Genomic DNA, 24054 nt, shown 5'->3' with positions numbered 1-24054 from the left:
GATGGCCTCTGCTGCTACCCGCTTCTGCCGTATCTGTGGCCCGGGCCCGATCCTGCTGGTTCTGCAGGTGGTGGCATTGCTGGCGGTGGCGCTTGCCGCCGGCTTCTTCCACAGCCGCGTGGGGTTGCTGCTCGAGCCTGTGGATGAAGCCTGTGGTGGCCCTGACGCTGCCGCACGCATGCAGGTGGCAGAGCAGCTGATGGCACGTTCCACCGCGTTGGCGCCGTGGCAACCGTTGCAGTGGGTTCCGATGGCCGGTGTGGTGCTGGCGCTGCTGGGTGCGATGTCGATCAGCATCTACCGGCTGGGCCGCCTGTCCGAACGCCTGCGACGCGCCAACTGGGGGTTGATGGCGCTGCACGCTGCCATCCTGGCGCTGGCCGTCAGGGCATTGCACCTGTACGACATGGCGTGGACCAGCGTAGCCACGCTTTCGCCGGCAGCGTGTCTGGTGGAGCTGGGTGAGCAGGGGCGGTTGCCGCTGGCCCAGGCGCAACAGGTGGTGTTCGAGATTCTTACCCGCGCGCATGCACCGTTGCTGCGCAATCCTGATGATCTGGCCTTGGTTCTGGCCGCACTGCTGTTGATGGCGATGGCGGCGGGCTTCATGCTGTGGCGGGCGATCGTGCGCGAACGTCAGGTGCAGTCGCCCAGCCCATAGCGGGTGCGTGGCCGACCATGCATCCACAATCGCGCTAAAGTCAGCACTTCGCTCCTGCAAGGATGTGCTGATGCGTTGGTTGCTGCGTGCTGTGCCGTTGCTGCTGTGCTCGCTGGCGGTACACGCCGCTGAAGTGGATCGTCGGATCGCGGTGACCATCGACGACCTGCCCTGGGCGCGGGTGGACCAGATCGTTCCGCCGGACCTGCAGTCGCGGCATGAAGCACTGATGGCGCAGCTGCGCCAGGCGGGTGTGCCGGTGGTCGGCTTCGTCAACGAGAACAAGCTTGAGATCGACGGGCAGGTGCAGCCGGCGCGGGCGCAGATGCTGCGCGACTGGCTGGACGCCGGTTATGTGCTCGGCAACCACACCTACTCGCACATGGATCTGAACGCCAAGGGCGTACCTGCGTTCCAGCAGGATTTCCTGCGTGGCGAGACGGTGCTGCGGCCGTTGCTGGTCGAGCGTGGGCTGAAGCCGCAGTGGATGCGTCACCCCTATCTGCGTGCCGGGCGCACGCCGGAAGAACGCGCGGAGATGGACGCGTTCTTCAAGCAGCATGGCTACCGCGTGGCACCGGTGACGGTCGACAACGGCGAGTGGGTGTGGGCGTTCGCCTACGCCAACGTGATGAACGAGCAGCCGGATTCACCGGCGCGCGAGGCGACGCTGGCACAGCTGCGCAAGGGCTACGTGCCGTACATGCTGAACAAGCTGGACTACTACGAGAAGCAGTCGCAGGCACTGCTGGGCTACGCGCTGCCACAGGTCTGGCTGATGCACGCCAACGAACTCAATGCAGCCACGTTTGCCGAACTGGTGGCGGCGACGAAGCGCCGCGGCTATCGCTTCATCTCACTGGATGAAGCGATGCGTGACCCGGCCTATGCACGTGGTGCCGAAGGCTACAGCGGCCGTTACGGCCCGAGCTGGTTGCACCGCTGGGCGATGGCGGAGAAGAAACCGAAGGAGTTCTACGCCGGTGAACCCGAGGTGCCGGCGTGGGTGATGAAGCTGGCCAAGGTGGATTCGGAGTGAGGCTCAGCGCTTGACGGCCAGCACACCGTCAAGCGCCAGCTCGGCCTTGAAGCCGGCCTTTTCCAGACGTTTGGCCACTTCACGTGGCACGTCGCGGCCGCTGGTCAGCTTGTTCGGCGCGCCGGTGTAATGGAACAGCCGGCCGCCCTTGCGGATGACGCGGGCGAGGTGGTCGTAGAACACCTGTGAATACAGTTCGCCGGCGATACCAAAACGCGGCGGGTCGTGCAGGATCGCGTCGACACTGTTGCTGGCCACCTGTTCGATCTGCTGCGAGACATCGCCGTGGCTGAACTGCAGGCGGCCACCGGCCGCAGCCGATTCCGGATCCGGTGACCACGGGTTGAGCGTGCGCAGCCACATCACGTCGGCATTCTTCTCGAACGAGCGGATCTGGCCGACACCGGCCTCCAGCGCGCAGGCGGCGAAGTAGCCCAGGCCACCACAGGTATCGAGCATCACCTTGCCGGCCGGGGCGACCAGCTCGACCTTGCGGCGCGCATCCTCGAAGGGTGACAGCTTGGAGGTCGGCAGCATCTTGATGCCGTCGATCTCGAAGGTCGGTGCGCCCCATTCGGTGGGCACCAGCTTGATCAGCGAACCGCTGTAGCGCGAAATCGGTGCGAACTCCTCGCCATCCCAGTAGTACAGCGTGCGGTCCTTCAGCTTGCCCGGCCACGGGTAGGCCTGGCCACGGAAGTGGAAGCCGTCGGCATCCAGCGCCACGCTGTCCTCGCTGCGGCCGAGGTCGAGCGAGCCCTGCCAGTCGGCGGCGCCCTTGTCATGGGCACGGCGCAGGGTGTCGGCGCTGTCGCGGGTCAGCAGGGGGCCGGTGTAATGGGGCACGGCGGGTACCGGGGCGGTTCGGGGGAGGGCATGGTACCGCAGCTGTTGTAGAGCCAAGCCGATGTCAAAGTAGGTCCATGCCATGCGTGGATGCAGGCAGGGAGGAGTCGGGCGTGGGCCCGACGCTAGCGCTGGTGCAGCTGTAACCGTGTGTGGTCCCTTCCCCCGCGATCATGCCGACGCCACGCGACGGCTGCATGCCCTGCCGCGCGCACGATCGACGATGGGCCTCCTGGGTTTGCGGTGGCTGCCGATCGAAGTCGTAGCGCATGCGGCCGTCCTCCTGCAGCAGCCAGTGCACGATGACGCGCTCCTTCGTGCCATCGCCGAGGTCCCAATCCAGAGTGCGCATTATCAGGATCTGGCCATCGGGCAGCTGCCGGACTTCGTCATAGGCACCCTGGGTCTTCGGCGCGCTTACCGCAAGCAGCAGAAACAGCAGCATTGGCATCGCTCCTCAAAGAAGGCAGGATGCGCCCATAGTGCCCTGAGTCGCCATCAGAATCATTGCGTCTTACGGGCACTTCACCGCATACACCGGCCCAGCACCGATCAGCATCAGCGCCATGTAGTCACTATCACTGGCCTTGCCCTTCAATGTCGCGCCCTTGTTGAAGTGGAAGATGCCGAAGCCGCCGGCCATGCGGATCAGCGCGCTGTCGATCTGCTCGGCGTCATCGCGGAAGTAGCGGCTGATCTCGCTGCGGGTGGCCTTGTGCAGAGCATTCGGCTCGCGCTGCCACTGGTCGCCGCGGCTGAAGGAGACGAAGTACTGGCCGCCTTCCTTGTCGACGCGGAAGTCGGCCGGTTTGCGCGCGCCGGTGGCGAAGCAGCCCTGCAACGGGTCGGCGCTGAAAGGAAGCCCGGCATCACCACCGCAGGCGGTGAGCAGCAGGAGGGCACCGGGCAGCAGCAGGCGGAGCGTGCGCATGGGATGTCCCTACGGGGCAGGTGCGGCTAGTGTAGGCAGCATGCGGGCACGGCCCGTACAGAAATTCGGCAAGAACAAAGGGGTTTTCGGATGGCGCAGGGCAAGGCACCGTGGTGCGGCATGGCCAGTTGGCTGGGGATCGCTGTGGGTTGGGGCGCGGGCACGTTGGCTGCGCAGGCGGCGGTGGCCGCAGGCGGCAATGGCATGGCCGCCGGGCTGGGCGTGGGCGTGCTGGGTGCGGCACTGGTGGGCGGCGGTCTGGCGGTGGCTTCGCGCGTGCGCGGTGAGCGTTGGCCGTGGATCGGCATCGGTGGTGCGGTGCTGAGTGCGCTGCCGCTGCTGATGTACCTGCTGCGGATGATGCTGAAGTTCTGACTGTAGAGCCGAGCCCGTGCTCGGCTGATGGCCTGCGACAGCCGAGCATGGCTCGGCGCTGCAAAGGCAACGGCAAGCCGAGCATGGGTTCGGCTCTACAGATTCGACCGCAGTCGCGCAGGATCAGCTGCGGTGGATCTCCACCGTTACATGCACCAGCTCCTCATGGATCGCCAGCGCGTTGCGCACGGTATCGGCATCCAGACCTGCGTCGCTGGTAACCACGCTGGCGCTGACCGCATACTTGCCGCGGCCCACCTGCCAGACGTGCAGGTCGGCCAGGCGCGCCGGCCACGGGCCCTGTTCGATCACTTCGCGCACTTCGGCCACCACCGGTGCGTCCATCTGCGCGTCGAGCAGGATGCGGCCGCTGTCGCGCAGCAGGCCGATCGCCCACACCGTGACCAGTACGGCGCCGACCAGGCCCATCACCGGATCCAGCCAGGTCAGGCCCAGCAGCTTGCCGCCGAGCAGGGCGACGATGGCCAGCACCGAGGTGGCGGCGTCGGCCAGCACGTGCACGTAGGCCGAGCGCAGGTTGAGGTCGTGACCGTGCGCACGGCCGTGATCGTGGTGTTCGTGGTCATGCGCGTGATGATGGCCATGGTCATGCCCGTGGTGGTGATGCGCGTGGCCCGGGCTGTCGTGCAGCCACCATGCGCAGAGCAGGTTCACGCCCAGGCCCACCGCAGCGATGGCGGTGGCTTCGTTGTAGTGGATCGGCGCCGGTACCCACAGCCGCTCCAGAGACTGCACGGCCATCAGCGCGGCGACGCCGAGCAGGGCGATGGCGCTCGTGTAGCCGGCCAGGATCTCGATCTTCCAGGTGCCAAAGGCGAAGCGCGGATCGTGCGCGTAGCGGCGCGCGCAGCGGTACGCGAACACCGAGAGGCCCAGCGCCAGCGCGTGCGAACTCATGTGCCAGCCATCGGCGAGCACGGCCATGGAGTTGAACCACCAGCCGCCGATGATCTCCACCAGCATCATGCCGACGGTGAGCCACAGGGCGCGGCGGGTATTGCGTTCGGCCAGCGGATTGCCGTCGTCGAAGCGGTGTTCGTGGCGGCGGGCGGCGGCGAGGGCGTCCAGGTGCATGGGGGACCAAGGGGGGTGGAGTGGATACCCCCATAGGGTATATGATCCAGTCATGGCCCATGTACACAAGAATCGAAAGCAGCTGCTGACCCGGGTGCGCCGTATCGCGGGTCAGGTGGCGGCGTTGGAGCAGGCGCTGGACAAGCCCGAGGGCGAGGCGGGCGACTGCGCGGACGTGCTGGTGCAGGTCGCCGCCGTGCGCGGTGCAGCCCACAGCCTGCTGATGGAGCTGCTGCACGAGCACCTGCAGGAACATGTGGTGGCTGCCGACGACCCGCAGCAGCGGGCGGCCGAGGCCGAGGTGCTGGTGGAGCTGCTGCGCCGCTACGGCAAATAGGCCGAGGGGCGGTAGAGTCGACTGTTAGTCGACTGCTCTTCGCCCAGGCGGCATGAGATCCCGCGCTTCGCGCGAGAGTCGACTAACAGTCGACTCTACCCCGCGTGCCGGTGCCGTGCGTTCCAGATGTGCGTGGCGGCCAGCAGCAGGCTGCCGGTGACGGTCATCGGCGTTTCCCAGTCATGCGAGGGCAGCGCCAGCGCGCCGGCCAGCAACAGGCCCAGACCGGCGCCGGCGGTGGCCCAGGCCAGCACCGGCAGCGGGTGACGGCGCTCGGCCCGCCACAGCGCGTAGCCGGTCAGCGGCAGGGCGATGGCCACGAACAGCAGATGCACCCATTCCGCTTCGGCCCAGGTGCCGAACAGGGGGAGCGCGGCGGCCAGCAGGGGCAGCGCCAGGCAGTGCAGCAGGCACAGGCTGGACAGGGCGACCGCGCCGGCATCGAGCAGGGCGGCAGAAGGCGACTTCATCGGGGGAGGTTCCTTGCGCAACAATTGTTATACAGTAACATTTCCGTTCCGCAGCCAACCCGCTCCGACATGAACACTGTTTCCCGCGCCGACCGTCGCCTTCCGGTCACCGTGCTGTCCGGCTTCCTGGGGGCCGGCAAGACCACCCTGCTCAACCAGATCCTGCGCAACCGCGAGGGCCTGCGTGTAGCGGTCATCGTCAACGACATGAGCGAGGTCAACATCGATGCGCAGCTGGTGCGCGAAGGTGGGGCCGAACTGCGCCGCACCGAAGAGACGCTGGTGGAGTTCAGCAACGGCTGCATCTGCTGCACGCTGCGCGATGACCTGCTGCAGGAAGTGCGGCGCCTGGCCGATGCGGGCCGCTATGACTATCTGCTGATCGAATCGACGGGCATCGGCGAGCCGATGCCGGTGGCGGCCACCTTCGCGGTGCGCGACGAGCACGGCTTCAGCCTGAGTGACATCGCGCGGCTGGACACGATGGTGACAGTGGTCGACGGCAGCGCGTTCCTTGCCGACTTCGGCTCGACGTCGCGACTGGCCGAGCGCGGCCAGCAGGCCGGCCCGGAGGACGATCGCGGCGTGGTTGACCTGCTGTGCGAGCAGGTGGAGTTTGCCGACGTGATCGTGGTCAGCAAGGTGGACCAGGTGGATGACGAAGTGCTGCAGGACACGCTGGCCGTGCTGCGTGGCCTGAACCGCGACGCGAAGCTGCTGCTGTCCAGCTTCGGCAATGTGCCGCTGGCCGAGCTACTGGATACCGGTCGCTTCGACATGGAGCGTGCGCAACGTGCGCCGGGCTGGGTGAAGGAACTGCGGGGCGAGCACACACCGGAAACCGAGGAGTACGGCATCGGTAGCTTCGTCTACCGCTCGCGACGTCCGTTCCACCCCGCGCGATTCGCCCGCGCGCTGCAGTCGGGCATGCCCGGCGTGATCCGCAGCAAAGGCTGGTTCTGGCTGGCCAACAGGATGGACTGGGTGGGCGAGCTGAACACCGTGGGGGCCGCGACGCGGACGCAGGCGGCGGGCTTCTGGTACGCCGCGCGCGATCGCGTGCGTGCGGGCATCGAGGACACCACACCGCTGTTGCCGCCGACACCGCTGCCGTACAGCGACCTCGGATGGGCGCGCCAGCAGGCCGACTGCTGGAGCGCGCCGTTGCCGGGACCGGAGGAGTTTCCGGACGCGGCCGCGCATTCGGCAATGCAGCGCCTGTGGCACCCGTTGTGGGGCGATCGGCGCCAGGAACTGGTGGTGATTGGCGTGCACATGGACGAGCGCGCCGTGCGCGCAGAGCTGGATGCCTGCCTGCTCAACGAACAGGAGCTGCGTGCGGGACCGCTGCTGTGGCAGCAGATGCCGCAGGCATTCCCGGTGTGGAAGCGCTGAGCTAACGGCTCCTGTAGATCCACGCCATGCGTGGATGGCGGTTCAACCGGCCTTTGCCCGCCTTGTAGAGCCGAGCCCACGCTCGGCTGGCGGATCATTCCATCCGCGCATGGCGTGGATCTACTGCAATTGCAGCCGAGCGTGGGCTCGGCTCTACAGAATCGAATCCACGCATGGCGTGGATCTACAAGGCGTCACGCCACTGCCAACCCCCAGTGCTCACCTGCAGCACGTGCGTCGGTCGCAATGCCTGCAGCAGGTGCCGGTCGTGGCTGACCATCACCAGCGCGCCCGGCCACGCCGCAAGCAGTTCCTCCAGCGCCTGCAACGCGCTCAGATCCAGCGCATTACCGGGTTCGTCCAGCAGCAACAGTTGGGGCGCGGGATCGGCATACAGCACGCTGGCCAGCGCACCCTTCACCCGCTCGCCATCACTGAGGCTGTGGGCCGCCCGCTGGATGCGCTGTGCATCCAGCCCGAGCAGGGCCAGCCGCGTGCGCAGCTCGCCTGGGTCCGCGCGCGGGTTGGCGGCCTGCACGGTGTCGAGGATGCTGCGCGCGCCGGACAGCCCCAGCAACTGCTGGTCGAGCAGGGCCAGTGGTGCATGCCGTTGCACGGTGCCACTGCATGCAGGCAGCTGGCCGGCCAACACACGCAGCAGGGTCGATTTGCCGCTGCCGTTGTCACCGACCACGGCGATGCGCTGCCCCCGGCGGATCTCCAGCTGCAACGGCGCACTGCAGCCATGTGGCAGCACCAGCGCCTCGGCCTCCAGCAGACGCGCGCTGCCACGCTCGCCCGCACCGGCAAACAGCGCCAGTTCCGGCGCCGCATGCACCGCGGATGCAGCTGCGCGCAGCTGCTCTGCGCTGGCCTGCAGGCGCTCGGCCTGCACCTGCTGTGCGCGGCCGTGGCTGGCCTCGGCGCGCTGCTTCTGCCGGCCGAGCAGGATCGGGGCCTGGTTGGCCTGCTTCGCATCACGGTTGCCACGTGCCTGGCGCTGCTGCTGGCGTTCGTGTTGTTCGCGCGCGCTGCGTTGCTGTTGCCGGTGCTGTGCACGTGCATGGTCAAGCTGGGCGGCGGCGGCTTCACGTTCGGCGGCGCGCGCGTCGGCGTAGTGCTGCCACGGTCCGCCATAGCGATGCAGCCCACGCGCATCGAGCTCGACGATCTGCTGCATGTGCGCCAGCAGTTCGCGATCATGGCTGATCGCCAGCAGGCCGCCGCGCCACTGCTGCAACTGTTCATACAACTGTTGGCGATGGCGTGCGTCGAGGTGGTTGCTGGGTTCGTCCAGGATCAGCCAGTCGGCACCGCTGGCCCAGGCACCGGACAGCGCCACCTGCATGGCCTGGCCACCACTGAGGCGCGCGGCCGGCTGGGCCGGATCGAGGTCGTCGGGTAGCTGCAGCGTACGCCATTGCTGCTGCAGGCGTTCGCGCAGATCCCAGCGGTCGCCGACGCGGGCGAAGTCGGCCTCGTCCACGCTGCCGGCTTCGATGCGTTGCAGTGCAGCCAGTTCCGCGCCGACACCGGCCAGTTCACCGACCGTGCCGACGGGTGGATAGCCGGGCGTCGGCAACAGGAACACGCGGCCACTGCCGCGAACCTGGCCATTGTCGGGCAGCAGCCGGCCGGCCAGCAGGCGTGCGAGCACGCTCTTGCCGGCGCCATTGGCACCGACGAGCCCGGTGGCGACCGGTTCGAAGGAAAACGTCAGATCGGAAAACAGCGGGCGGCCGTCGGCCAATCGATACGACACGCGATCGAGCGTGAGGGAATGCGGGGTCATGCGACCTCCATGGATGCCGGGTTCTCCCCTGCGCGCAGGGGCGGGAAGAGTCAGGCCGTCTAGTGGGAAGACGGCGGCATCAATGGCGCATTGGTCGCGAGCCTCTTGGAGGAATGAGCGGCCAGTATAGCGGCAGTGGCTGAATGGTCGGGTGCGCGGCCGCCGGGCATGGCCCGGCGCTACCGATGATCGGGCGGTTCTGTAGAGCCGAGCCGATGCTCGGCTTCCTTTCGCCGCGAGACGCATCCACGCATGGCGTGGATCTACGGCACGGTACCCAGGCGGGCGCCGACGAAGTCGATGAACACCCGCAGCTTCGGCAGTACGTGTCGGCCCGACGGCCACAGCAGATGGAAGGTGCCGCAGGAATGCACGTGTTCGTCCAGCACCGTGACCAGGCGGCCGTCGGCCAGGGCATCGCGCACCGAGTGCACCGGCACGAAGGCCAGGCCGATATCGCGCAGTGCGAGCGCTACCCGCGCTTCGATGGTGTTGGCCACCATGTGCACCGGAAGCTCCTGCGGCGTTTCATCGTCGGGCCAGTGGATCGGCCACGGTTCCAGCTTGCCGGTGGTGGGGAAGCGATAGTGCAGCAGCGTGTGCTGCATCAAGCCTGCCGGCGTGCGCGGAACGCCGCAGCGCTGCAGGTAGCCCGGCGAGGCAACGACACGCCGCGGGAATACCCCCAGCCGGCGTGCGTTCATCCGCGAGTCGCTGGGTTCGCCGACGCGCAGCACCGCATCGAAGCCCTCCTCGATGACATCAACCAGGCGGTCACTGAAGTCCAGGTCCAGGCGGATATCCGGATACGCGGCCATGAACTCGGCCATCAACGGCAGGGTGAGGTCGCCCACCAGCGGCAGGCTGATGCGCAGCGTACCGCGGGGTGTAGCGTGCGGCTGTGCCAGCTCGGTGCGTGCGGCATCGCGCTCGTCGAGGATGCGCCGGCAACGCGCCAGGAACAGCTGACCCTCGGCGGTGAGCGTGATGCTGCGCGTGCTGCGGTGGAACAGGCGCACGCCCAGTGCGTGCTCCAGCCGCGCCACGCATTTGCCCGCTGCCGAGGCGGATATGCCCTGCAGGCGCCCGGTCTCGACAAAGCTGCGGGTGTCGGCGGCATGCACGAAGGTCTGCAGGTTGGCGAGGTTGTCCAGGACTGACATGGGCGTGCGGGCAATGAAAGCGGCAGGGTAGGCCGGCGCGGCTGTAGCGGGCGGCTCCGCCATCGCAACACTGTGGTGCGGGGTGGCGTGGAGACCGTTGCGGCCTTGCGGTTCCGGCCATCATGCCGATTGCGGACTACACGGTCCATGATGCCCGGAGCGGCAACCGGCTTTTTGCGCGGACGCCCGCTGCCTAACGTGGCGGCCTCTCCCCCACGGATCACCGCGATGAATGCCGCTCCTTCCTTCGAACCTGCGCCGACACTGCCTTCGGTGCAGCGGCTGCTGCAGCAGGTCCACCCGCAGCGCCTGGTCGGTGCGGTGGTGCTGGTGCGCGAGCACGGCGCGCTGCGCCATGCCAGCGCCACGGGCCTGGCGGATCGCGAGTCGGCCACGCCGATGCAGCGCGACCAGCTGTTCCGGCTGGCCTCGGTGAGCAAGCCGCTGCTGAGCACGGTGATCCTGGGCTTGGTGGCCGAGGGCGTGCTCGACCTGGATGCACCGGTGCAGCGCTGGCTGCGGGACTTCCGCCCGGCGCTGGCTGATGGCAGCACGCCAGCGATCAGCCTGCGCCAGCTGCTCAGCCACAGCAGCGGGCTGGGCTATCGCTTTCTCGAAGCCGATGCGAAGGGTCCCTACGCACGCGCTGGCGTCAGCGATGGCATGGACGCGAACCCGCTCTCTCTGGCCGACAACGTGCGCCGCATCGCGCAGGCACCCCTGCTGTTCGCGCCGGGCAGCCAGTGGCTGTACTCGCTGGGCGTGGACGTTGCCGGTGCCGTGGCTGAAGCAGCGACCGGTGAATCCCTGCAGGCACTGTTCGAGCGCTTGCTGGCCGCACCCCTGGGCCTGCGGGACACCGCCTTCGCTGCGCGCAACGCGGCACGGCTGGCCACGCCCTATGTGAGCGACACACCGCAGCCGCACCGCCTGCGCGAAGGCGAGGTGGTCGCTCCGTTCGAGGGTACCGTCGGTATCGAGTACAGCCTCGCGCGCGCCACCGATGCCAGCCGTTTCCCCTCGGCCGGGGCAGGCCTGGTCGGTAGCGCCGATGAAGTGATGGCGGTGCTGGAGGCCTTGCGTGATGTGCAGCGTTCAGGCCTGTTGCCGCCCGCACTGGCAGCGGAGATGGCCAGCCCGCAGGTGGGCGAACAGGGGCCGCCGGAACCGGCCGGCTGGGGTTTTGGCCTTGGCTTTGCGGTGCTGCGCGATGCGGCCGCCAGCGGTACGCCGCAGAACGTAGGTACATGGCGTTGGGGCGGTGCCTACGGGCACAGCTGGTTTGTCGATCCTGCGCGTGGGCTCAGCGTGGTGGCGCTGACCAACACCCTGTACGAAGGCATGGACGGTGCCTTCGTCGATGAGCTGCGCGATGCGGTCTATGCTGATCTGGAGACCGCGCGATGAGCGGCCATGCCATCGATGCGGCTGGCCCGGCCGGTGAAGCCACGCGCCTGCCGTGGGCGGGACTGCTGGCGCTGGCCGGTGGCGGCTTCATCACTCTGCTGACCGAGACCCTGCCGGCCGGCGTCCTGCGGCCGATGGGCGAAAGCCTCGGTGTGAGCGACGCGGCGGTTGGCCAGCTGGTCAGCGTGTATGCGCTTGGCTCGGTGATGGCCGCACTGCCGATGACCGCACTGACCCAGCGCCTGCCGCGACGTCCCTTGCTGCTCGCCGCGATTGCCGGCTTCGTGGTGGTCAATACGCTGACTGCATTGAGCAGCAGCTACCCGCTGATCTTGGCCGCGCGCTTCCTGGCCGGCGTGAGCGGCGGGCTGCTGTGGTCGCTGGTGGCCGGCTACGCCGCGCGCATGGTGGTGCCCTCGCTGCAGGGCCGGGCGATTGCGGTGGCGATGGTCGGATCGCCGCTGGCACTGTCGCTGGGCGTACCGGCCGGCACGTTGCTGGGCCAGCAGATCGGCTGGCGCTGGGCATTCGCGCTGATGAGCGTGCTGGCAGCCGTGCTGCTGGCCTACGCGCGCTGGGCATTGCCCGCGTTGCCGGCGGCGGCGGCCGGTCAGCGTACGTCGTTGGCTACGGTGTGGCGCATGCCGGGCGTGCGCAGTGCGTTGGCGGTGATGGTGCTGTACGTGCTGGCGCACAACGTGCTCTACACCTACATCGAACCGCTGGCGGTGGAGGCCGGTGCCGGCCCGTGGCTGGACCGCCTGCTGCTGGCCTTCGGCCTGGCCGCCATCGCCGGCATCGTCATTGCCGGCTGGGGTGTGGACCGTCATCTGCGCACGCTGGTGTGGGCCGCGGTGATCGGCTTCATCGTGCCGGTGCTCGCGCTGCTGCTGTGGCCGGGCGAAGCGACCGCGCTGCTGCTGGCGACCATGCTGTGGGGCGTGGCCTTCGGCGCGGTGCCTACGTTGTTCCAGACCGCATTGGCACGGCGTGCCGGTGCCGCTGCGGATCTGGCGCAGTCGATGCTGGTGACCGGCTGGAACCTGGCCATTGCTGCCGGTGGCGTTGCAGGGGGTGTGCTGCTGCAGGCGGGCGGCCCAAACCAGTTGGGATGGCTGCCGTTGCTGCTGCTGGCGGTGAGCGTGGCGTGGTTGCTGGCACGGCCGAAGGCCTGGGCGTAGGCGGCGAGTCAGTGATGGCGCGGTGCCTGCCAGCGGCCGGCACTACCGTGGTCCCCGCCATCCACGCGGCGTGGATCTACCGAGCGCAGCGCCCCGCGTTTGCTTTTGCCTTTTCCCGTTGATTCCGTGGTGGGACGCTGCAGGAACCTGTCAGAGGCCGGGGCGGTCGGGTTCGCGGGGGTGTCCGCGGCATGGATGCCGCGGCCAAGCCCCATGGACGGGTTTACGGCGTCCCCCGCGAACCCGACCGTCCCGGCCGCCCCGGGGATAGCAGTACGCGACCCACCACGAGGGGCTCCGCCGTTCGCCGTCCTACTCCACTCCCTCACGCTCGATCGGCACGCTGCGCGGATTCTGCATGTGCTCCCGCGCCGCGCCATAGCGCTGCTGCCGCTTGTGATGGAACACCACGAACTCATCCCGTGGCAGCGGCCGCGAGAACAGCCAGCCCTGCGCGAACTCGACCTTGCGGGTATGCAGATACGCCAGCTGTGCCTCGGTTTCAACGCCCTCGGCCACCACCCACAGGCCCAGCTCCTTGGCCATGTCGATGATGTGCGGCGTCACCGGGCTGGTCGCACTCTCGGTGCCGATCGCATCGATGAACGACTTGTCGATCTTCAGCGCGTCCAGCGGCAGCTGTTCCAGGTACTGCAGGCTGGAGAAGCCGACGCCGAAATCGTCAATGGCCACGCTGTGCCCGGCCCGACGTGCCTGTGCCAGCATCGTGCGGGCGCGGTCCAGGTCGAGGAAGCCGCGCTCGGTGGCTTCCATCCAGATCTGCTGCGGCAGGATGCCGCTGCCGGCCATGTGCTTGGAGATCATCTTCAGCGCGCGGCCGCTGCTGATGTCTTCGGCGGCCAGGTTGATCGCGATGTGCGCGCTGCGGTCGGCCACCAGCAGCTCGCGCATGTCGCGCACCACGTTCTCGATCACCAGATCGGTGACCGCGCCGATCATGCCGGCCTCTTCGGCCAGCGGAATGAACAGGTCCGGCCGCACCTGGGTGCCATCCGGGCGCTGCCAGCGCACCAGCGCTTCGGCGCCGACGCAGATGCCGGTATCCAGTTCGATGATGGGCTGGTAGTGCAGGTACAGCTCGCGGCGGCGGATCGCCGTGGCCAGCTCGCCGCGCAGCGACAGGCGGCGACGCGACAGCCAGATCACCAGGCCGGCACCGACAGCGGCCAGCAGAACGCCGATCGGCACGAACAGCCACGCCTGCTGGCGGAAGGTCGCGGCGAGCGCGGTACGCGGTGTGGTCGCGATCGCCAGCCACTCTTCGTTGCGGGCGGTGGCGTACAGGGTGTTGTGGTCCAGGCCTTCACCCGGCGCGCGCAGCAGGGTCTCCAGCAATGCCGGATCCATGCCGTCCTGCCTGGCCAGGAGGCGGCCGTCCGGGCTGGCCAGGGCAAGGCGTACGTTCGGGTCGGCGATGACATCGACGAAGCGGCGCGGATCGACCAGCACGTCATAGTTGCCGTACAGGATCGACAGGACCTGGCGCCGTCCGCTTGCCTCGGGGCGCACATCCACGGCGATGCCGGCGCCATCACTGGTGACGTGGTCGGACTTGGGCTGGTTGACGTCGGACAGGAACGGCCCCCACGACGTACAGCGTAGCTTGCCACCCTCGAAGTAGCCCATCTGGTCGACCGACGGCGAGGTCATCACCAGCGTCTGCATGCGCCGGATATGGTCGGGCCCGCAGGCGTTGTGGGCGCCGACCTCGGCCGACTGCAGTGCCGCCAGTGCTTCCTGGTAGGACTGGTCGGCGCGGCGCAGGGCACGGCCGGCAATGTCGCGCAGGCGTTGCTGCTCGACGCTGACCGCACGGTCCCAGGTGGCATAGGCCATCACCGCGATCGGCACGGCCGCGGCCAGCAGCGCCAGTGCGGTGCCACCAATGATGACGCGCAGCCGGCTCATGGCCGGGGCTCCAGCGGGGCGGGCAGGGCAGGGCGCATGGTCGGGCCGATCCTTGGGCAGGTGCGGCTATCTGAGCATGGCGCCGGGCCGGGCGGAATGGGATGAATCCGGTATTTGGTCACATTGTGATGAAAGCGGCCAAGTTTGACGGGATTGGCTCATCCGGCGCTGGCGCTCCTGCCTGAGGAGGACTACCGTCGAACGCTTCGCCCGCCCTTTTGCCCGCGCCCATGACCGAGCCCGCAACGCCCCCCGAGCACCTGCGCCGCAGCCTGTCCAACCGCCACCTCCAGTTGATCGCCATTGGCGGTGCCATCGGCACCGGCCTGTTCATGGGGTCGGGCAAGACCATCAGCCTGGCCGGCCCGTCCATCGTCTTCGTCTACCTGATCATCGGCGCGATGCTGTTCTTCGTGATGCGCGCGATGGGCGAACTGTTGCTGTCCAACCTGCAGTACAAATCCTTCATCGATTTTTCCACCGATCTGCTCGGCCCCTGGGCCGGCTTCTTCTGTGGATGGACCTACTGGTTCTGCTGGATCGTCACCGCCATCGCCGATGTGATCGCGATCGCTGCCTACGCACAATTCTGGTTCCCCGGGCTTGAAGCCTGGAAGCCGGCGCTGGCCTGCGTGATGCTGCTGCTGTCGTTGAACCTGGTGACGGTGAAGCTGTTTGGCGAGATGGAATTCTGGTTCGCGCTGATCAAGATCGTGGCGATCTGCGCGCTGATCATTACCGGTGCCGGATTGGTGGCATGGGGCTTCACCTCGCCCAGTGGTCATACCGCGGCGCTGTCGAACCTGTGGAATGACGGCGGCATGTTCCCGATGGGCCTGGTCGGCTTCTTCGCCGGCTTCCAGATTGCAGTGTTCGCCTTCGTCGGCATCGAGCTGGTCGGCACCACGGCCGCCGAAACCGCCGACCCCGAGCGCAACCTGCCCAAGGCGATCAATTCGATTCCGGTGCGCATCATCATCTTCTACGTACTGGCGCTGATCGCGATCATGGCCGTCACCCCGTGGCGCCAGGTGGTGCCGGACAAGAGCCCGTTCGTGCAGCTGTTCGTGCTGGCTGGTATTCCGGCCGCGGCCAGCTTGATCAACTTCGTGGTGCTGACCTCTGCCACGTCCTCGGCCAACAGCGGGATCTTCTCCACCAGCCGCATGCTGTACGGCCTGGCTGAGGAAGGCCACGCACCGAGGGGGCTGTCGAAGTTGTCGCGCGCTGCAGTGCCGGCCCGCGGCCTGCTGTTCTCGTGCCTGTGCCTGCTCGGCGGCACCCTGCTGATCTACCTGATTCCAAACCTGGTGACCGCCTTCACCCTGGTGACGACGCTGGCGACGGTGCTGTTCATCTTCGTCTGGTCGTTGATCCTGGTGGCCTACATGGCCTATCGCCGCCGCTACCCGGAACGCCACGCTGCCTCGATCTTCAAGATGCCCGGCGGCGTCGCCATGTGCTGGGCCTGCCTGGTGTTCTTCGCCGCCGTGCTGGTGCTGCTGAGCCTGCAGGGCGACACCCGCCAGGCGCTGATCGCCAGCCCGGTGTGGTTCGTGCTGCTGGGCGTGGGGTATTGGGTGCGCCGCAGGACCGCGAAGTGATCCAGGTGTTCCGTCACATCGATTGATCCATCGTCTCCAGGCAGCTTCATCCACGCATGGCGTGGATCTACTGTCAGCCGCAGCAAACTGTCGAGGGCGGGTGGGTGTGGCCCGGCAGGACCGTTGGCGCCATGGATGGCGCCATCGAGCCCCCATGGATGGGTTTACGGCGTGTCCTGCCGGGCCACACCCACCCGACCAGCCCTCAACTGCCCAGCGCTGCTCTGGCTGTTGACGTTGCCTCTGCAGGTGCAGGGCGCAGCCCTGCCGGCCCCCATTCACCCAACATTAGCGGGCACGGCCGGATCATCCGGCCGCCATGCCCCGTCGCCCTCTCCTGCTAGCGCTGTTGCTGCTGCCCAGCCTGTGGCCCGGGCTGGCTGCCGCGCGCACCGTCTACCGCTGCGTGCAGGGCAACACCGTCAGCCTGGCCACCGCGCCGGAACCCGGTTCACGCTGCACCCCGAAGGAAATCGACGACAACGCCATCCAGACCCCGAACCTGTGGGGCAACATGGGCGTGTTCAGCGGCGTGCTGTACGAGCGCGAGCAGGATGGCGCGCTGGTCTACTCCACCCGCAACCTGCCCGGCTCGCGGGTGTTCCTGAAGTTCACCATGGCCACGCCGCCGGGCGAGCCGGCCCACGAAGGCCTGGGCAAGGTCGGCAAGCCGCAGCTGGCGCAGCACGCCAAACAGTTCAAGGCTGCGGCCAAGGCTACGGGCGTCGATGACGCGTGGCTGCGCGCGATTGCCCATGCTGAAAGCAACTTCGATGCGCTGGCGGTGTCCAGCAAGGGCGCACAGGGCGTGATGCAGTTGATGCCGGACACCGCGCAGGAGTACGGCGTGAATGATCCGTTCTCGCCCCAGCAGTCGATCGATGGCGGCGCCCGCTACATGCGTGCGCTGCTGCGTCGCTACAACGGTGACCGGCCGCTGGCAGCGGCTGCGTACAACGCCGGCATCGGCGCGGTCACCCGCTACAAGGGCGTGCCGCCCTATGCCGAAACCCTGGCCTATGTGGACAAGGTGATGGCGCTGTACGCGCGCTACCGCGAGGCGATGGGCATCCGTACCGAGGTGCCGGCGCGCTAGGCCAGTGGCGCTGTACGCGCGGTGTAGCGCCGAGCCCATGCTCGGCTGCGCCAATTGCAGCCGAGCATGGGCTCGGCGCTACACAAAAGCTCCTCAGCGCGAGGTGGAAGTGCTGACCAGTTCGTAGCGTTCGATGCGGCCCAGGCGGTCAACCTCGGCCTGCACGTCGGCGCGTTGCTTCAGCGCACGCCAGGCCGCATCGATCTTCACGTCACCGGGCAGCGACGGATAGGTGCGCATGTCCTGCAGGGAGGCCAGTGTCTCGCCGCGCTCGACGGGTGAGCGCAGCTGTTCGATCAGCACGGCAGCGGCGCCGTCGAGATTGCCCTCGTCCAGCAGCATCTCGCGCTGGAACAGGCGCGCGTCATCGCCCTGGGCCAGGATCGCTGCACGCGCGGCCTGTTCGGCCTTGGCATCGCCACGTTCACGGGCGGCAACGAACTGCAGCAGTGCCTGGGCCGCCTTGCCGTATCCGGCCAGGCCCGGCATGTCATTCACCGCGGTGGCGGCATCCTGCATGCGGCCCAGCGAACTGAACACGAAGCCGACGTTGAACTGGTGCTCGGCACCATCCGGGCCCAGTGCGCCGATGCGTGCGGCCAGTTTGGCTGCCGCCAGCGCATCATCGGTACGGCCCAGCCGGCGCAGCGCCGTAAGCCGGCTGTTGAGCAGCCACGCCACCCATTCGGCTTCCGCCGCCGAGGGCGACTCGCCCTCGGCCGCCGCACTGGCCATGCCATCGGTCAGTGCCAGCACTTCCTCGTTGCGGTCCAGCATCAGCAGCGTGCTGCTGAACTCGGCCATGCGTGCATCCAGCGCCCGGTCGAGCAGGCCGGAAACCCGCAGTTCGTCGAGGTGCTTCTGTGCAGCCTGCACCGGATCGAAGCGGGCATCGGCGCGGTCGACATAGCGGTCAAACCGTTTGTCACTGCGCAGGCGGATGATTTCGGCGGGACCGGTGATGCGCGCCAGCGTGGCGGGAATATCGTCGCCACGGCCGTTGTCGGCCTGCAGCGTGGCCAGTGCCAGCCACATTCCGGTGGGTTCCAGGCCGCCGCTCTTCCAGCCGTTGTCGAACAGCGCCTGCAGCAGTTCCATGCGCTGCTGCGGCTGGTCCCGCAGGCGGAACTGCAGGTAGTTGATCGCGTGGCGGTCCACCGGCAACGGCGCGTCGGCATGCTTCAGTGCCTGCACCAGGTGCTTCGTGGCGGGCGCTGGTTGGTTCTCGGACAGTTCCACCGAGACCAGGGTCAGCAGGATCTGCGCATCGTCCGGCAGTGCTTCCTGAGCGCGCTGCAGGTAGCGGCGGGCCTGATCCGGCTTCTTCTGCACCATCGCGGTCCAGCCAGCCACCTGCGCGGCGCGGCCGCGATGTTCGGCATCGAAGTCATCCAGCATCGGATCTTCCATCAGCCGTTCCATCGCGATCAGCGCGCCCAGCGTGTTGCCACTGCGCGACTGCTGGATGGCCTCATCCCATCGCGTGGCATAGGCCTGGTGCATTGCATCGGCGGTGACGGACGGCTTCTGTGGCACCAACGTGATCGAGGCGGTGGCGGATGAACTGGCCAATGCGGCAATCAGCAGGGCGGCGAGGGGGAGGATGCGGGGCATGGAGGATCTCCATCCGTGGGAACCGCATTGAACCCGCTGCAGCCAGCGAGAACAAGCGCGATGGATGGAACTCTGGCGTTTGGCCGTACGATTGGCCATGGCGGATCGTGCGTTCAGCGTCTATTGTCGGTGCCTCTTCAGGCAGCAGGCAGGCAGCGCAGCACGATGGCACGGTGGCAATGGATGGCGGCAGGCGTAGCGTTGGCGACGGTAGTGGCATTGGCTGCGACCTGGTGGGAGACACCGCTGCATACGCTGGCTGAACCGGTGGGTCCGGTTCCAACGCCGCTGGCGTGGACCGCGCAGATCGAACCGCTGGCCGGCGATGGCCACCCGGGCAACCGCGACGGCGCCGCCGCGCAGGCACGTTTCGCCGATCCCTACGCGTTGCTGCGCAGTGCCGATGGCAGCGTCTATTTCACCGATGCCGGCGACAACAACCGGATCCGTCGCCGCCTTCCCGATGGCCGTGTTGAAACGGTGGCCGGGCAGGGCGAGGGGCGCGTCGATGGCCCGGCACTGCAGGCCAGTTTCAATACGCCCTCGGGCATTGCCGCCGACGCGCAGGGCAACCTGTATGTGGCCGACACCGGCAACCATGCGATCCGCCGGATCGGCACCGATGGGCAGGTGACCACGCTGGCGGGTGGTGAACAGGGCTATGCCGATGGGCCGGCCGCGCAGGCGCGCTTTGATGCGCCGATGGGCATCGCGGTGGACGCGCAGGGCCAGGTCTACGTGGCCGATACCTACAACGACCGCATCCGGGTGATCGGTACTGATGGCAACGTGCGCACCCTGGCCGGTGGTGAGCGCCCGGGAATGGCCGATGGCGTGGGCGCTGCGGCGCGCTTCGATACGCCGGTGGCACTGGCCTTCGATGCGCAGGGCGCGCTGCTGGTGGCCGATCTGTTCAACAACGCGGTACGCCGCATAGGCGCTGATGGCACGGTCAGCACCGTGGTCGCCGCCGGTGGCGTGATCAATGGGCCGCTGTCGCTGGCCACCACCCACGACGGCGTGCTGTACGTGGGTGATCTTGATGGCCGCATCGTGCAGGTGACGCCCCAGGGCCACCAGATCGCGCTGGTCGGCAACGGTCGACTGCCACGCCTGGCCCGCCCCAGCGGATTGGCGATGGATGCCGATGGCAGCGTGCTGGTGGCCGACGCCGCCAGCTACCGTCTGCATCGCCTGCGCCCACTGCCGGTAGGCGACCTGCCCGCGCCGGCACTGGTCGGCCCGGCCGCCGATGCCGCCCTGCCCGATACCGGCGGGCGCTGGCCGTTGGCGCCGCAGGATGGCTGGCACGAAGTGGTCGGCACACTGGGTGAAGTGCGCGGCAACTTCAAGGGCGAGAGTCGCCATCACCTGCACGGTGGCTTCGACGTGCGCGGTGATGTGGGCCAGACCGTGCTGGCGATCGCCGATGGCAAGATCAGCAGCCCGATGGCGGCCTGGAGCCTGGGCGAGCAGGCCGAGGGCCTGGCCGTGGATCGCCTCAAGTACATCCACATGCGGGTGGGCCGCACCCCACGCAATGAACCGTTCGATGCGCGCTGGCAGGCGCTGTACGACGAGCAGGGCAGGCTGGAGCGGATGCGCGTGCGCCGCGGCATGCGTATCCACGTCGGCGATCGCCTGGGCAGCATCAACAACCAGGCGCATGTGCACCTGGCCGTGGGTACCGGTGGTTTCGAGACCAACGCCGTGGCGCTGGGCTTCCAGAACTACGCCGACCACTTCGCACCGCGCATCACCGATGTGGCGCTGCTGGACGACACCGACCAGCCCATGGCCGCCGGCAGCGACGGTGTGGTGATGGTGGCGCGGCAGGGGCGTGGCGTGCAGATCGTGATCGAGGCCTGGGACCAGGTCGACAACAACCTGCCACGCCGACGCCTGGGCATGTACCAGGTGGGCTACCAGATCCTCGATGCGGCTGGGCAGCCGCTGCAGGGTTACGAGCAGCCGCGCTGGAACATCGTGTTCAACCGCATGCCGCCGCAGAAGGAAGCGGTGCGCGTGGCCTACGCCCCCGACAGTGGGATCACCGTGCATGGCAGCGCGGTGACCCGTTTCCGCTATCTGGCCACCAACACCGTGCGTGACGGCCTGATGGAAACCGGGCGTTGGCAGCCGTCGGCGCTGCCGCCGGGTGAGTACATCGTGCGCGCCAGTGTGCGCGACTACAGCGGCAACGAAGGCATCGGCCCGCGCGAGATCAGGGTACGGCTGCTGCCATAGCGGCAGCCGGGGCGCCGCAGCGTTCGCGCTCGGCGTCCATGTCTTCCAGCGGCCGCACTTCGATGCTGCCGAAGCGTGCCCACGGGAAGTCGCGGGCGATGCGCATGGCTTCGTCGCGGTCGCGGGCCACGATCAGGTTGAAGCCGGCCAGCAGTTCGCGGGTTTCGGCGAACGGGCCATCCAATACGCGGCTGTGGCCGTCACGCACGCGCAGCGTCTGCGCGGTGTCGACCGGCTGCAGCTTCTGCGCGGCCAGCAGCGTGCCTTCGGCCTGCAGCTGGTCGGCGTGGGCGAGGCAGTCGCGCATCAGCGCGTTGAATTCTTCGATGGGCAGGGCCTGCAGCAGGGCAGGCTCGATGTAGATCAGAAGTAGGTATTGCTGCATGGGACTGTCCTGGCGGGGGCGGGTGCCCATGATGGCGCAGGTTTGCCTGCCGGCATGCTGCAGCGCGAAAAGCCGCCTGCGGCGGGCGATCGGCGAACGGCGGAGCCCCTCCGTGGTGGGGTGGGTTGGTCGCTGAAAGCGGGTTTCCTGAGGGTGGGCCGGGCGGGTGGGATTGGCGGGGACGCCGTGAACCCGTCCATGGGGGCTTAGCCGCGCCATCCATGGCGCGGATACCCCGCCAACCCCACCCGCCCGGCCCCAGACAGATTCCGGCGGCCGATCCACCACGGGAAATCAACAACAAGAGCAAAAGCGGGTCGCTTCGCTCGCAAAGCAGAGGCCGCCAGCCAACCGCCGTTGCTTTTGCTGTTGCTGTTGCTGTTGCTTTTGCCTTTTCTCTTGATCTTCCCGTGGTGGGTACCGGAGGCAAGAAACTGTCCAAGGCCGGGTGGGTAGGCGGGGCGGGGGTGTCCGCGGCATGGATGCCGCGGCCAAGCCCCCATGGATGGGTTTACGGCGTCCCCCGACCCGCCTACCCACCCGGCCAAACCCATGAACCCGAGCTTTCAGCGACCAACCCAAACCCGCCACGGAGGGGCTCCGCCGTTCGCCGCCTCCCGCCGAAGGCGTGCTTTCCACGCAGAAAAAAAATTTCCGGAAACGTGTCGATTCCGATGACCCTGGTTCGTTGTACCCAGTGAAGGGCACGCACCACGCGTCCCCACGGGAGACTGCAATGAAAGTGATGGTGATCGTGAAGGCCAACGCCGACTCCGAAGCCGGCCGCATGCCCAGCGAACAGGAACTGTCCGAAATGGGCGCCTTCAACGAACAACTGGTGGCCGCCGGCATCATGCTGGCCGGTGAAGGCCTGCACGCCACCCAGCGCGGTCGCCGCATTCACTTCGGCAGTGGCGCACCCAGGGTCGAGGCCGGTCCGTTCGGTCCCGCCAGCGAACAGATCGCCGGCTTCTGGCTGTGGGACGTGCGGTCGCTGGAGGAAGCTGTCGAGTGGGCCAGCCGCGCGCCGTTCGGCAGTGGCGGCACGCTGGAACTGCGCCCGCTGATCACCGCCGAAGACTTCGGTGAAGCCTTCACCCCCGACTTACAGCAGCAGGAACAGCGTCTGCGTGCACAGCTGGAAGGTTGACCCGATTCATCTCCCTGCCGGGCAGGACCCGGCACTACTGCCTGAACCGCACAACGGAGTATTGCCATGAAACTGATTCCCTTCCTCGGCTTCAGCGGCCAGGCCCATGAGGCGATGGCGTTCTACGCCAAGGCACTCGGTGGCCAGGTCACGTCGGAAATGAAATACCGCGACATGCCGCCCTCCGATGGCTCGCCAGGCTGCAACGAGATGCCGCCGGAAACCCTCGACCACGTTGCGCACAGCCAGCTGGAAATCGGCAGCGCCATCGTGATGGCGGCCGACGGTCCCGGCGGTGGCGAGGGCGGCTCGACCACCATCAATGTCGACGTCGACAGCATCGAAGAAGCCGAACGCGTGTTCGCTGCGCTGGCCGAAGGTGGCCAGGTGCAGATGCCGATCGCCGAAACGTTCTGGGCGCACCGCTGGGGCATGCTGATTGATCGCTACGGCAAGCCGTGGATGGTCAACTGCATGAAGCAGCCCTGATCCCTCCCTCTTTCCTCTTCATCCACAAGGAGCGTTACCAATGAGTGCACCACAACCGCAGATGATCTTCGTCAACCTGCCCGTGCAGGATCTGGAGAGGTCCAAAGCGTTCTTCACCGCGCTGGGCTACAGCTTCAATCCAACCTATACCAATGACGATGCGGCTGGCATGGTCATCAGCGAGAGCATCTACGTGATGCTGCTGACCCAACCTTTTTTCCAGCAGTTCACCAACAAGCCGATTGCCGATGCGCACACCCACACGGAAGTGATCAATGCGCTCTCGGCGCCCAGTCGCGAGGCCGTTGATGTGCTGGTGGACAAGGCACTGGCCGCCGGCGCCAGCGAGCCGCAGCCGGCGCGTGACCTGGGCTTCATGTACCAGCGTGGCTTCCAGGACCTGGATGGCCATCTCTGGGAAATCGCACACATGGACGGCGAACCGGGCTGACGGCCGCCGCAAGGGAGAACCCTCATGGCTTACGTGGATGCTTACGTGCTGCCGTGCCCGCAGGACAAGGTGGCGGCCTACCGCCGCCTTGCCCGCAAGGCCGGCGCGGTGTGGAAGGACCATGGCGCGCTGCAGTACATGGAGTGCGTGGCCGACGACGTGGAGCCGGGCAAAAGCACGTCATTCCCGCGCGCGGTGAAAGCCAAGCCCGGCGAAACGGTGATCGTCGCCTTCGTGGTGTTCCGCTCGCGCGCGGCGCGCGACCGCATCAACGCCAGGGTGATGGCCGACCCGCGGCTGGCGTCGCTGGGCCCGAAGGACATGCCGTTCGATACCAAGCGCATGTTCTGGGGCGGCTTCAAGCCCATCGTCGAAGCGTGAGCCATGGCGCTTGTGC

At 67.6% G+C, this 24054-nt stretch carries 24 protein-coding genes; 14 read left to right on the top strand and 10 right to left on the bottom strand.

Annotated elements, in window-relative coordinates; translation table 11 throughout:
* The first annotated feature begins 1 nt into the window (after position 1).
* Together N5D20_RS20855 and N5D20_RS20850 are read left to right on the top strand one after the other, a co-directional pair.
* Positions 2 to 661, top strand: coding sequence for a hypothetical protein (locus tag N5D20_RS20855; protein ID WP_279915219.1), 660 nt, complete (start codon positions 2 to 4; stop codon positions 659 to 661).
* 70 nt (positions 662 to 731) lie between these two features.
* Entirely contained in the window at positions 732 to 1700 is a 969-nt protein-coding gene (locus N5D20_RS20850; RefSeq protein WP_279915220.1) for a polysaccharide deacetylase family protein, read from the top strand.
* 3 nt (positions 1701 to 1703) lie between these two features.
* Here N5D20_RS20850 and N5D20_RS20845 read toward each other — a convergent pair whose 3' ends face one another.
* The 3 genes from N5D20_RS20845 to N5D20_RS20835 all read right to left on the bottom strand — a co-directional run bounded on the left by N5D20_RS20845 (position 1704) and on the right by N5D20_RS20835 (position 3477).
* Complete coding sequence (locus N5D20_RS20845) at positions 1704 to 2546, bottom strand: MnmC family methyltransferase (protein WP_279915221.1); 843 nt, start codon at positions 2544 to 2546, stop codon at positions 1704 to 1706.
* 64 nt (positions 2547 to 2610) lie between these two features.
* A complete protein-coding gene (locus N5D20_RS20840) occupies positions 2611 to 2991 on the bottom strand; it encodes a hypothetical protein (protein WP_227853692.1) in 381 nt (126 codons plus the stop codon).
* Positions 2992 to 3060: 69 nt separating this feature from the next.
* Positions 3061 to 3477 (bottom strand): hypothetical protein, encoded by a 417-nt coding sequence (locus tag N5D20_RS20835; protein WP_279915222.1) that lies wholly within the window; start codon positions 3475 to 3477, stop codon positions 3061 to 3063.
* A 90-nt stretch (positions 3478 to 3567) separates the two neighbouring features.
* Here N5D20_RS20835 and N5D20_RS20830 point away from each other — a divergent pair, with 90 nt between their 5' ends.
* Positions 3568 to 3852 (top strand): hypothetical protein, encoded by a 285-nt coding sequence (locus N5D20_RS20830; RefSeq protein ID WP_049412167.1) that lies wholly within the window; start codon positions 3568 to 3570, stop codon positions 3850 to 3852.
* Between the two features lie 123 nt (positions 3853 to 3975).
* Here the strand turns inward: N5D20_RS20830 and dmeF are convergent, their stop codons facing one another.
* Positions 3976 to 4947, bottom strand: a complete 972-nt coding sequence (gene dmeF / locus N5D20_RS20825) for a CDF family Co(II)/Ni(II) efflux transporter DmeF (RefSeq protein ID WP_197654799.1) — start codon at positions 4945 to 4947, stop codon at positions 3976 to 3978.
* A 52-nt stretch (positions 4948 to 4999) separates the two neighbouring features.
* Between dmeF and N5D20_RS20820 the strand changes: the two genes are divergently transcribed.
* The gene (locus N5D20_RS20820; RefSeq protein ID WP_043399874.1) at positions 5000 to 5284 is read left to right on the top strand and encodes a metal/formaldehyde-sensitive transcriptional repressor; all 285 of its coding nucleotides are present in this window, start codon (positions 5000 to 5002) and stop codon (positions 5282 to 5284) included.
* A 95-nt stretch (positions 5285 to 5379) separates the two neighbouring features.
* Here N5D20_RS20820 and N5D20_RS20815 read toward each other — a convergent pair whose 3' ends face one another.
* Positions 5380 to 5754 (bottom strand): MerC domain-containing protein, encoded by a 375-nt coding sequence (locus N5D20_RS20815; RefSeq protein WP_010484159.1) that lies wholly within the window; start codon positions 5752 to 5754, stop codon positions 5380 to 5382.
* A 69-nt stretch (positions 5755 to 5823) separates the two neighbouring features.
* On the opposite strand from N5D20_RS20815, the gene N5D20_RS20810 reads away from it, so the two are divergent.
* Positions 5824 to 7149 carry a GTP-binding protein gene (locus N5D20_RS20810; RefSeq protein ID WP_019337975.1) on the top strand — a complete coding sequence of 442 codons (1326 nt, stop codon included), beginning with the start codon at positions 5824 to 5826 and terminating at the stop codon, positions 7147 to 7149.
* A 184-nt stretch (positions 7150 to 7333) separates the two neighbouring features.
* Here N5D20_RS20810 and N5D20_RS20805 read toward each other — a convergent pair whose 3' ends face one another.
* A complete protein-coding gene (locus N5D20_RS20805; protein ID WP_279915223.1) occupies positions 7334 to 8941 on the bottom strand; it encodes an ATP-binding cassette domain-containing protein in 1608 nt (535 codons plus the stop codon).
* 263 nt (positions 8942 to 9204) lie between these two features.
* Positions 9205 to 10104 carry a LysR family transcriptional regulator gene (locus N5D20_RS20800; RefSeq protein WP_019337977.1) on the bottom strand — a complete coding sequence of 300 codons (900 nt, stop codon included), beginning with the start codon at positions 10102 to 10104 and terminating at the stop codon, positions 9205 to 9207.
* A 228-nt stretch (positions 10105 to 10332) separates the two neighbouring features.
* On the opposite strand from N5D20_RS20800, the gene N5D20_RS20795 reads away from it, so the two are divergent.
* Positions 10333 to 11511: a serine hydrolase domain-containing protein gene (locus N5D20_RS20795; RefSeq protein ID WP_049480244.1), complete on the top strand. Its 1179-nt coding sequence runs from the start codon at positions 10333 to 10335 to the stop codon at positions 11509 to 11511.
* Positions 11508 to 12692: an MFS transporter gene (locus N5D20_RS20790; RefSeq protein WP_279915224.1), complete on the top strand. Its 1185-nt coding sequence runs from the start codon at positions 11508 to 11510 to the stop codon at positions 12690 to 12692. Before N5D20_RS20795 ends, N5D20_RS20790 begins: the two co-directional genes overlap by 4 nt.
* Positions 12693 to 13004: 312 nt before the next feature.
* On the opposite strand, the gene N5D20_RS20785 is transcribed toward N5D20_RS20790, so the two are convergent.
* Positions 13005 to 14621, bottom strand: a complete 1617-nt coding sequence (locus N5D20_RS20785; RefSeq protein ID WP_010484153.1) for an EAL domain-containing protein — start codon at positions 14619 to 14621, stop codon at positions 13005 to 13007.
* Between the two features lie 230 nt (positions 14622 to 14851).
* On the opposite strand from N5D20_RS20785, the gene cycA reads away from it, so the two are divergent.
* The gene (gene cycA / locus N5D20_RS20780) at positions 14852 to 16225 is read left to right on the top strand and encodes a D-serine/D-alanine/glycine transporter (protein ID WP_010484152.1); all 1374 of its coding nucleotides are present in this window, start codon (positions 14852 to 14854) and stop codon (positions 16223 to 16225) included.
* Between the two features lie 319 nt (positions 16226 to 16544).
* Complete coding sequence (locus N5D20_RS20775) at positions 16545 to 17321, top strand: lytic transglycosylase domain-containing protein (protein WP_197602437.1); 777 nt, start codon at positions 16545 to 16547, stop codon at positions 17319 to 17321.
* Positions 17322 to 17414: 93 nt separating this feature from the next.
* On the opposite strand, the gene N5D20_RS20770 is transcribed toward N5D20_RS20775, so the two are convergent.
* Complete coding sequence (locus tag N5D20_RS20770; protein WP_279947602.1) at positions 17415 to 18935, bottom strand: hypothetical protein; 1521 nt, start codon at positions 18933 to 18935, stop codon at positions 17415 to 17417.
* A gap of 165 nt (positions 18936 to 19100) precedes the next feature.
* Here N5D20_RS20770 and N5D20_RS20765 point away from each other — a divergent pair, with 165 nt between their 5' ends.
* Positions 19101 to 21182 carry an NHL repeat-containing protein gene (locus N5D20_RS20765; protein WP_279915254.1) on the top strand — a complete coding sequence of 694 codons (2082 nt, stop codon included), beginning with the start codon at positions 19101 to 19103 and terminating at the stop codon, positions 21180 to 21182.
* Here the strand turns inward: N5D20_RS20765 and N5D20_RS20760 are convergent.
* On the bottom strand, positions 21160 to 21567 hold the full coding sequence (locus tag N5D20_RS20760) for a YciI family protein (RefSeq protein WP_049436979.1): 408 nt from the start codon (positions 21565 to 21567) through the stop codon (positions 21160 to 21162). The two genes, N5D20_RS20765 and N5D20_RS20760, sit on opposite strands and share 23 nt — an antisense overlap.
* 736 nt (positions 21568 to 22303) lie before the next feature.
* Here N5D20_RS20760 and N5D20_RS20755 point away from each other — a divergent pair.
* From N5D20_RS20755 to N5D20_RS20740, 4 genes are all read left to right on the top strand, one after another.
* Positions 22304 to 22717, top strand: a complete 414-nt coding sequence (locus N5D20_RS20755) for a YciI family protein (RefSeq protein ID WP_043403334.1) — start codon at positions 22304 to 22306, stop codon at positions 22715 to 22717.
* Between the two features lie 66 nt (positions 22718 to 22783).
* A complete protein-coding gene (locus N5D20_RS20750; protein WP_005407887.1) occupies positions 22784 to 23206 on the top strand; it encodes a VOC family protein in 423 nt (140 codons plus the stop codon).
* Between the two features lie 40 nt (positions 23207 to 23246).
* Positions 23247 to 23657 carry a VOC family protein gene (locus tag N5D20_RS20745; protein WP_279915216.1) on the top strand — a complete coding sequence of 137 codons (411 nt, stop codon included), beginning with the start codon at positions 23247 to 23249 and terminating at the stop codon, positions 23655 to 23657.
* Positions 23658 to 23681: 24 nt separating this feature from the next.
* Positions 23682 to 24038 carry a DUF1428 domain-containing protein gene (locus tag N5D20_RS20740; protein WP_010484145.1) on the top strand — a complete coding sequence of 119 codons (357 nt, stop codon included), beginning with the start codon at positions 23682 to 23684 and terminating at the stop codon, positions 24036 to 24038.
* Positions 24039 to 24054: the final 16 nt, after the last annotated feature.

This window comes from Stenotrophomonas sp. GD03877 (assembly GCF_029840555.1).
In the GTDB taxonomy this organism is placed as follows: Bacteria; Pseudomonadota; Gammaproteobacteria; order Xanthomonadales; family Xanthomonadaceae; genus Stenotrophomonas; species Stenotrophomonas geniculata.
The sequence above is the reverse complement of the archived record's forward strand: the minus strand, read 5'-3'. Positions and strand labels throughout refer to the sequence as shown.

What these genes read in the sequence shown, in the direction of transcription:
- N5D20_RS20815 (WP_010484159.1), bottom strand. Translation starts at nt 5,754, where the DNA reads ATGAAGTCGCCTTCTGCCGCCCTGCTCGATGCCGGCGCGGTCGCCCTG.
- N5D20_RS20830 (WP_049412167.1), top strand. Translation starts at nt 3,568, where the DNA reads ATGGCGCAGGGCAAGGCACCGTGGTGCGGCATGGCCAGTTGGCTGGGG.
- N5D20_RS20820 (WP_043399874.1), top strand. Translation starts at nt 5,000, where the DNA reads ATGGCCCATGTACACAAGAATCGAAAGCAGCTGCTGACCCGGGTGCGC.
- N5D20_RS20740 (WP_010484145.1), top strand. Translation starts at nt 23,682, where the DNA reads ATGGCTTACGTGGATGCTTACGTGCTGCCGTGCCCGCAGGACAAGGTG.
- N5D20_RS20850 (WP_279915220.1), top strand. Translation starts at nt 732, where the DNA reads ATGCGTTGGTTGCTGCGTGCTGTGCCGTTGCTGCTGTGCTCGCTGGCG.
- dmeF (WP_197654799.1), bottom strand. Translation starts at nt 4,947, where the DNA reads ATGCACCTGGACGCCCTCGCCGCCGCCCGCCGCCACGAACACCGCTTC.
- N5D20_RS20745 (WP_279915216.1), top strand. Translation starts at nt 23,247, where the DNA reads ATGAGTGCACCACAACCGCAGATGATCTTCGTCAACCTGCCCGTGCAG.
- N5D20_RS20750 (WP_005407887.1), top strand. Translation starts at nt 22,784, where the DNA reads ATGAAACTGATTCCCTTCCTCGGCTTCAGCGGCCAGGCCCATGAGGCG.
- N5D20_RS20770 (WP_279947602.1), bottom strand. Translation starts at nt 18,935, where the DNA reads ATGCCCCGCATCCTCCCCCTCGCCGCCCTGCTGATTGCCGCATTGGCC.
- N5D20_RS20775 (WP_197602437.1), top strand. Translation starts at nt 16,545, where the DNA reads ATGCCCCGTCGCCCTCTCCTGCTAGCGCTGTTGCTGCTGCCCAGCCTG.
- N5D20_RS20855 (WP_279915219.1), top strand. Translation starts at nt 2, where the DNA reads ATGGCCTCTGCTGCTACCCGCTTCTGCCGTATCTGTGGCCCGGGCCCG.
- cycA (WP_010484152.1), top strand. Translation starts at nt 14,852, where the DNA reads ATGACCGAGCCCGCAACGCCCCCCGAGCACCTGCGCCGCAGCCTGTCC.
- N5D20_RS20810 (WP_019337975.1), top strand. Translation starts at nt 5,824, where the DNA reads ATGAACACTGTTTCCCGCGCCGACCGTCGCCTTCCGGTCACCGTGCTG.
- N5D20_RS20785 (WP_010484153.1), bottom strand. Translation starts at nt 14,621, where the DNA reads ATGAGCCGGCTGCGCGTCATCATTGGTGGCACCGCACTGGCGCTGCTG.
- N5D20_RS20800 (WP_019337977.1), bottom strand. Translation starts at nt 10,104, where the DNA reads ATGTCAGTCCTGGACAACCTCGCCAACCTGCAGACCTTCGTGCATGCC.
- N5D20_RS20805 (WP_279915223.1), bottom strand. Translation starts at nt 8,941, where the DNA reads ATGACCCCGCATTCCCTCACGCTCGATCGCGTGTCGTATCGATTGGCC.
- N5D20_RS20765 (WP_279915254.1), top strand. Translation starts at nt 19,101, where the DNA reads ATGGCACGGTGGCAATGGATGGCGGCAGGCGTAGCGTTGGCGACGGTA.
- N5D20_RS20840 (WP_227853692.1), bottom strand. Translation starts at nt 2,991, where the DNA reads ATGCTGCTGTTTCTGCTGCTTGCGGTAAGCGCGCCGAAGACCCAGGGT.
- N5D20_RS20755 (WP_043403334.1), top strand. Translation starts at nt 22,304, where the DNA reads ATGAAAGTGATGGTGATCGTGAAGGCCAACGCCGACTCCGAAGCCGGC.
- N5D20_RS20760 (WP_049436979.1), bottom strand. Translation starts at nt 21,567, where the DNA reads ATGCAGCAATACCTACTTCTGATCTACATCGAGCCTGCCCTGCTGCAG.
- N5D20_RS20790 (WP_279915224.1), top strand. Translation starts at nt 11,508, where the DNA reads ATGAGCGGCCATGCCATCGATGCGGCTGGCCCGGCCGGTGAAGCCACG.
- N5D20_RS20795 (WP_049480244.1), top strand. Translation starts at nt 10,333, where the DNA reads ATGAATGCCGCTCCTTCCTTCGAACCTGCGCCGACACTGCCTTCGGTG.
- N5D20_RS20835 (WP_279915222.1), bottom strand. Translation starts at nt 3,477, where the DNA reads ATGCGCACGCTCCGCCTGCTGCTGCCCGGTGCCCTCCTGCTGCTCACC.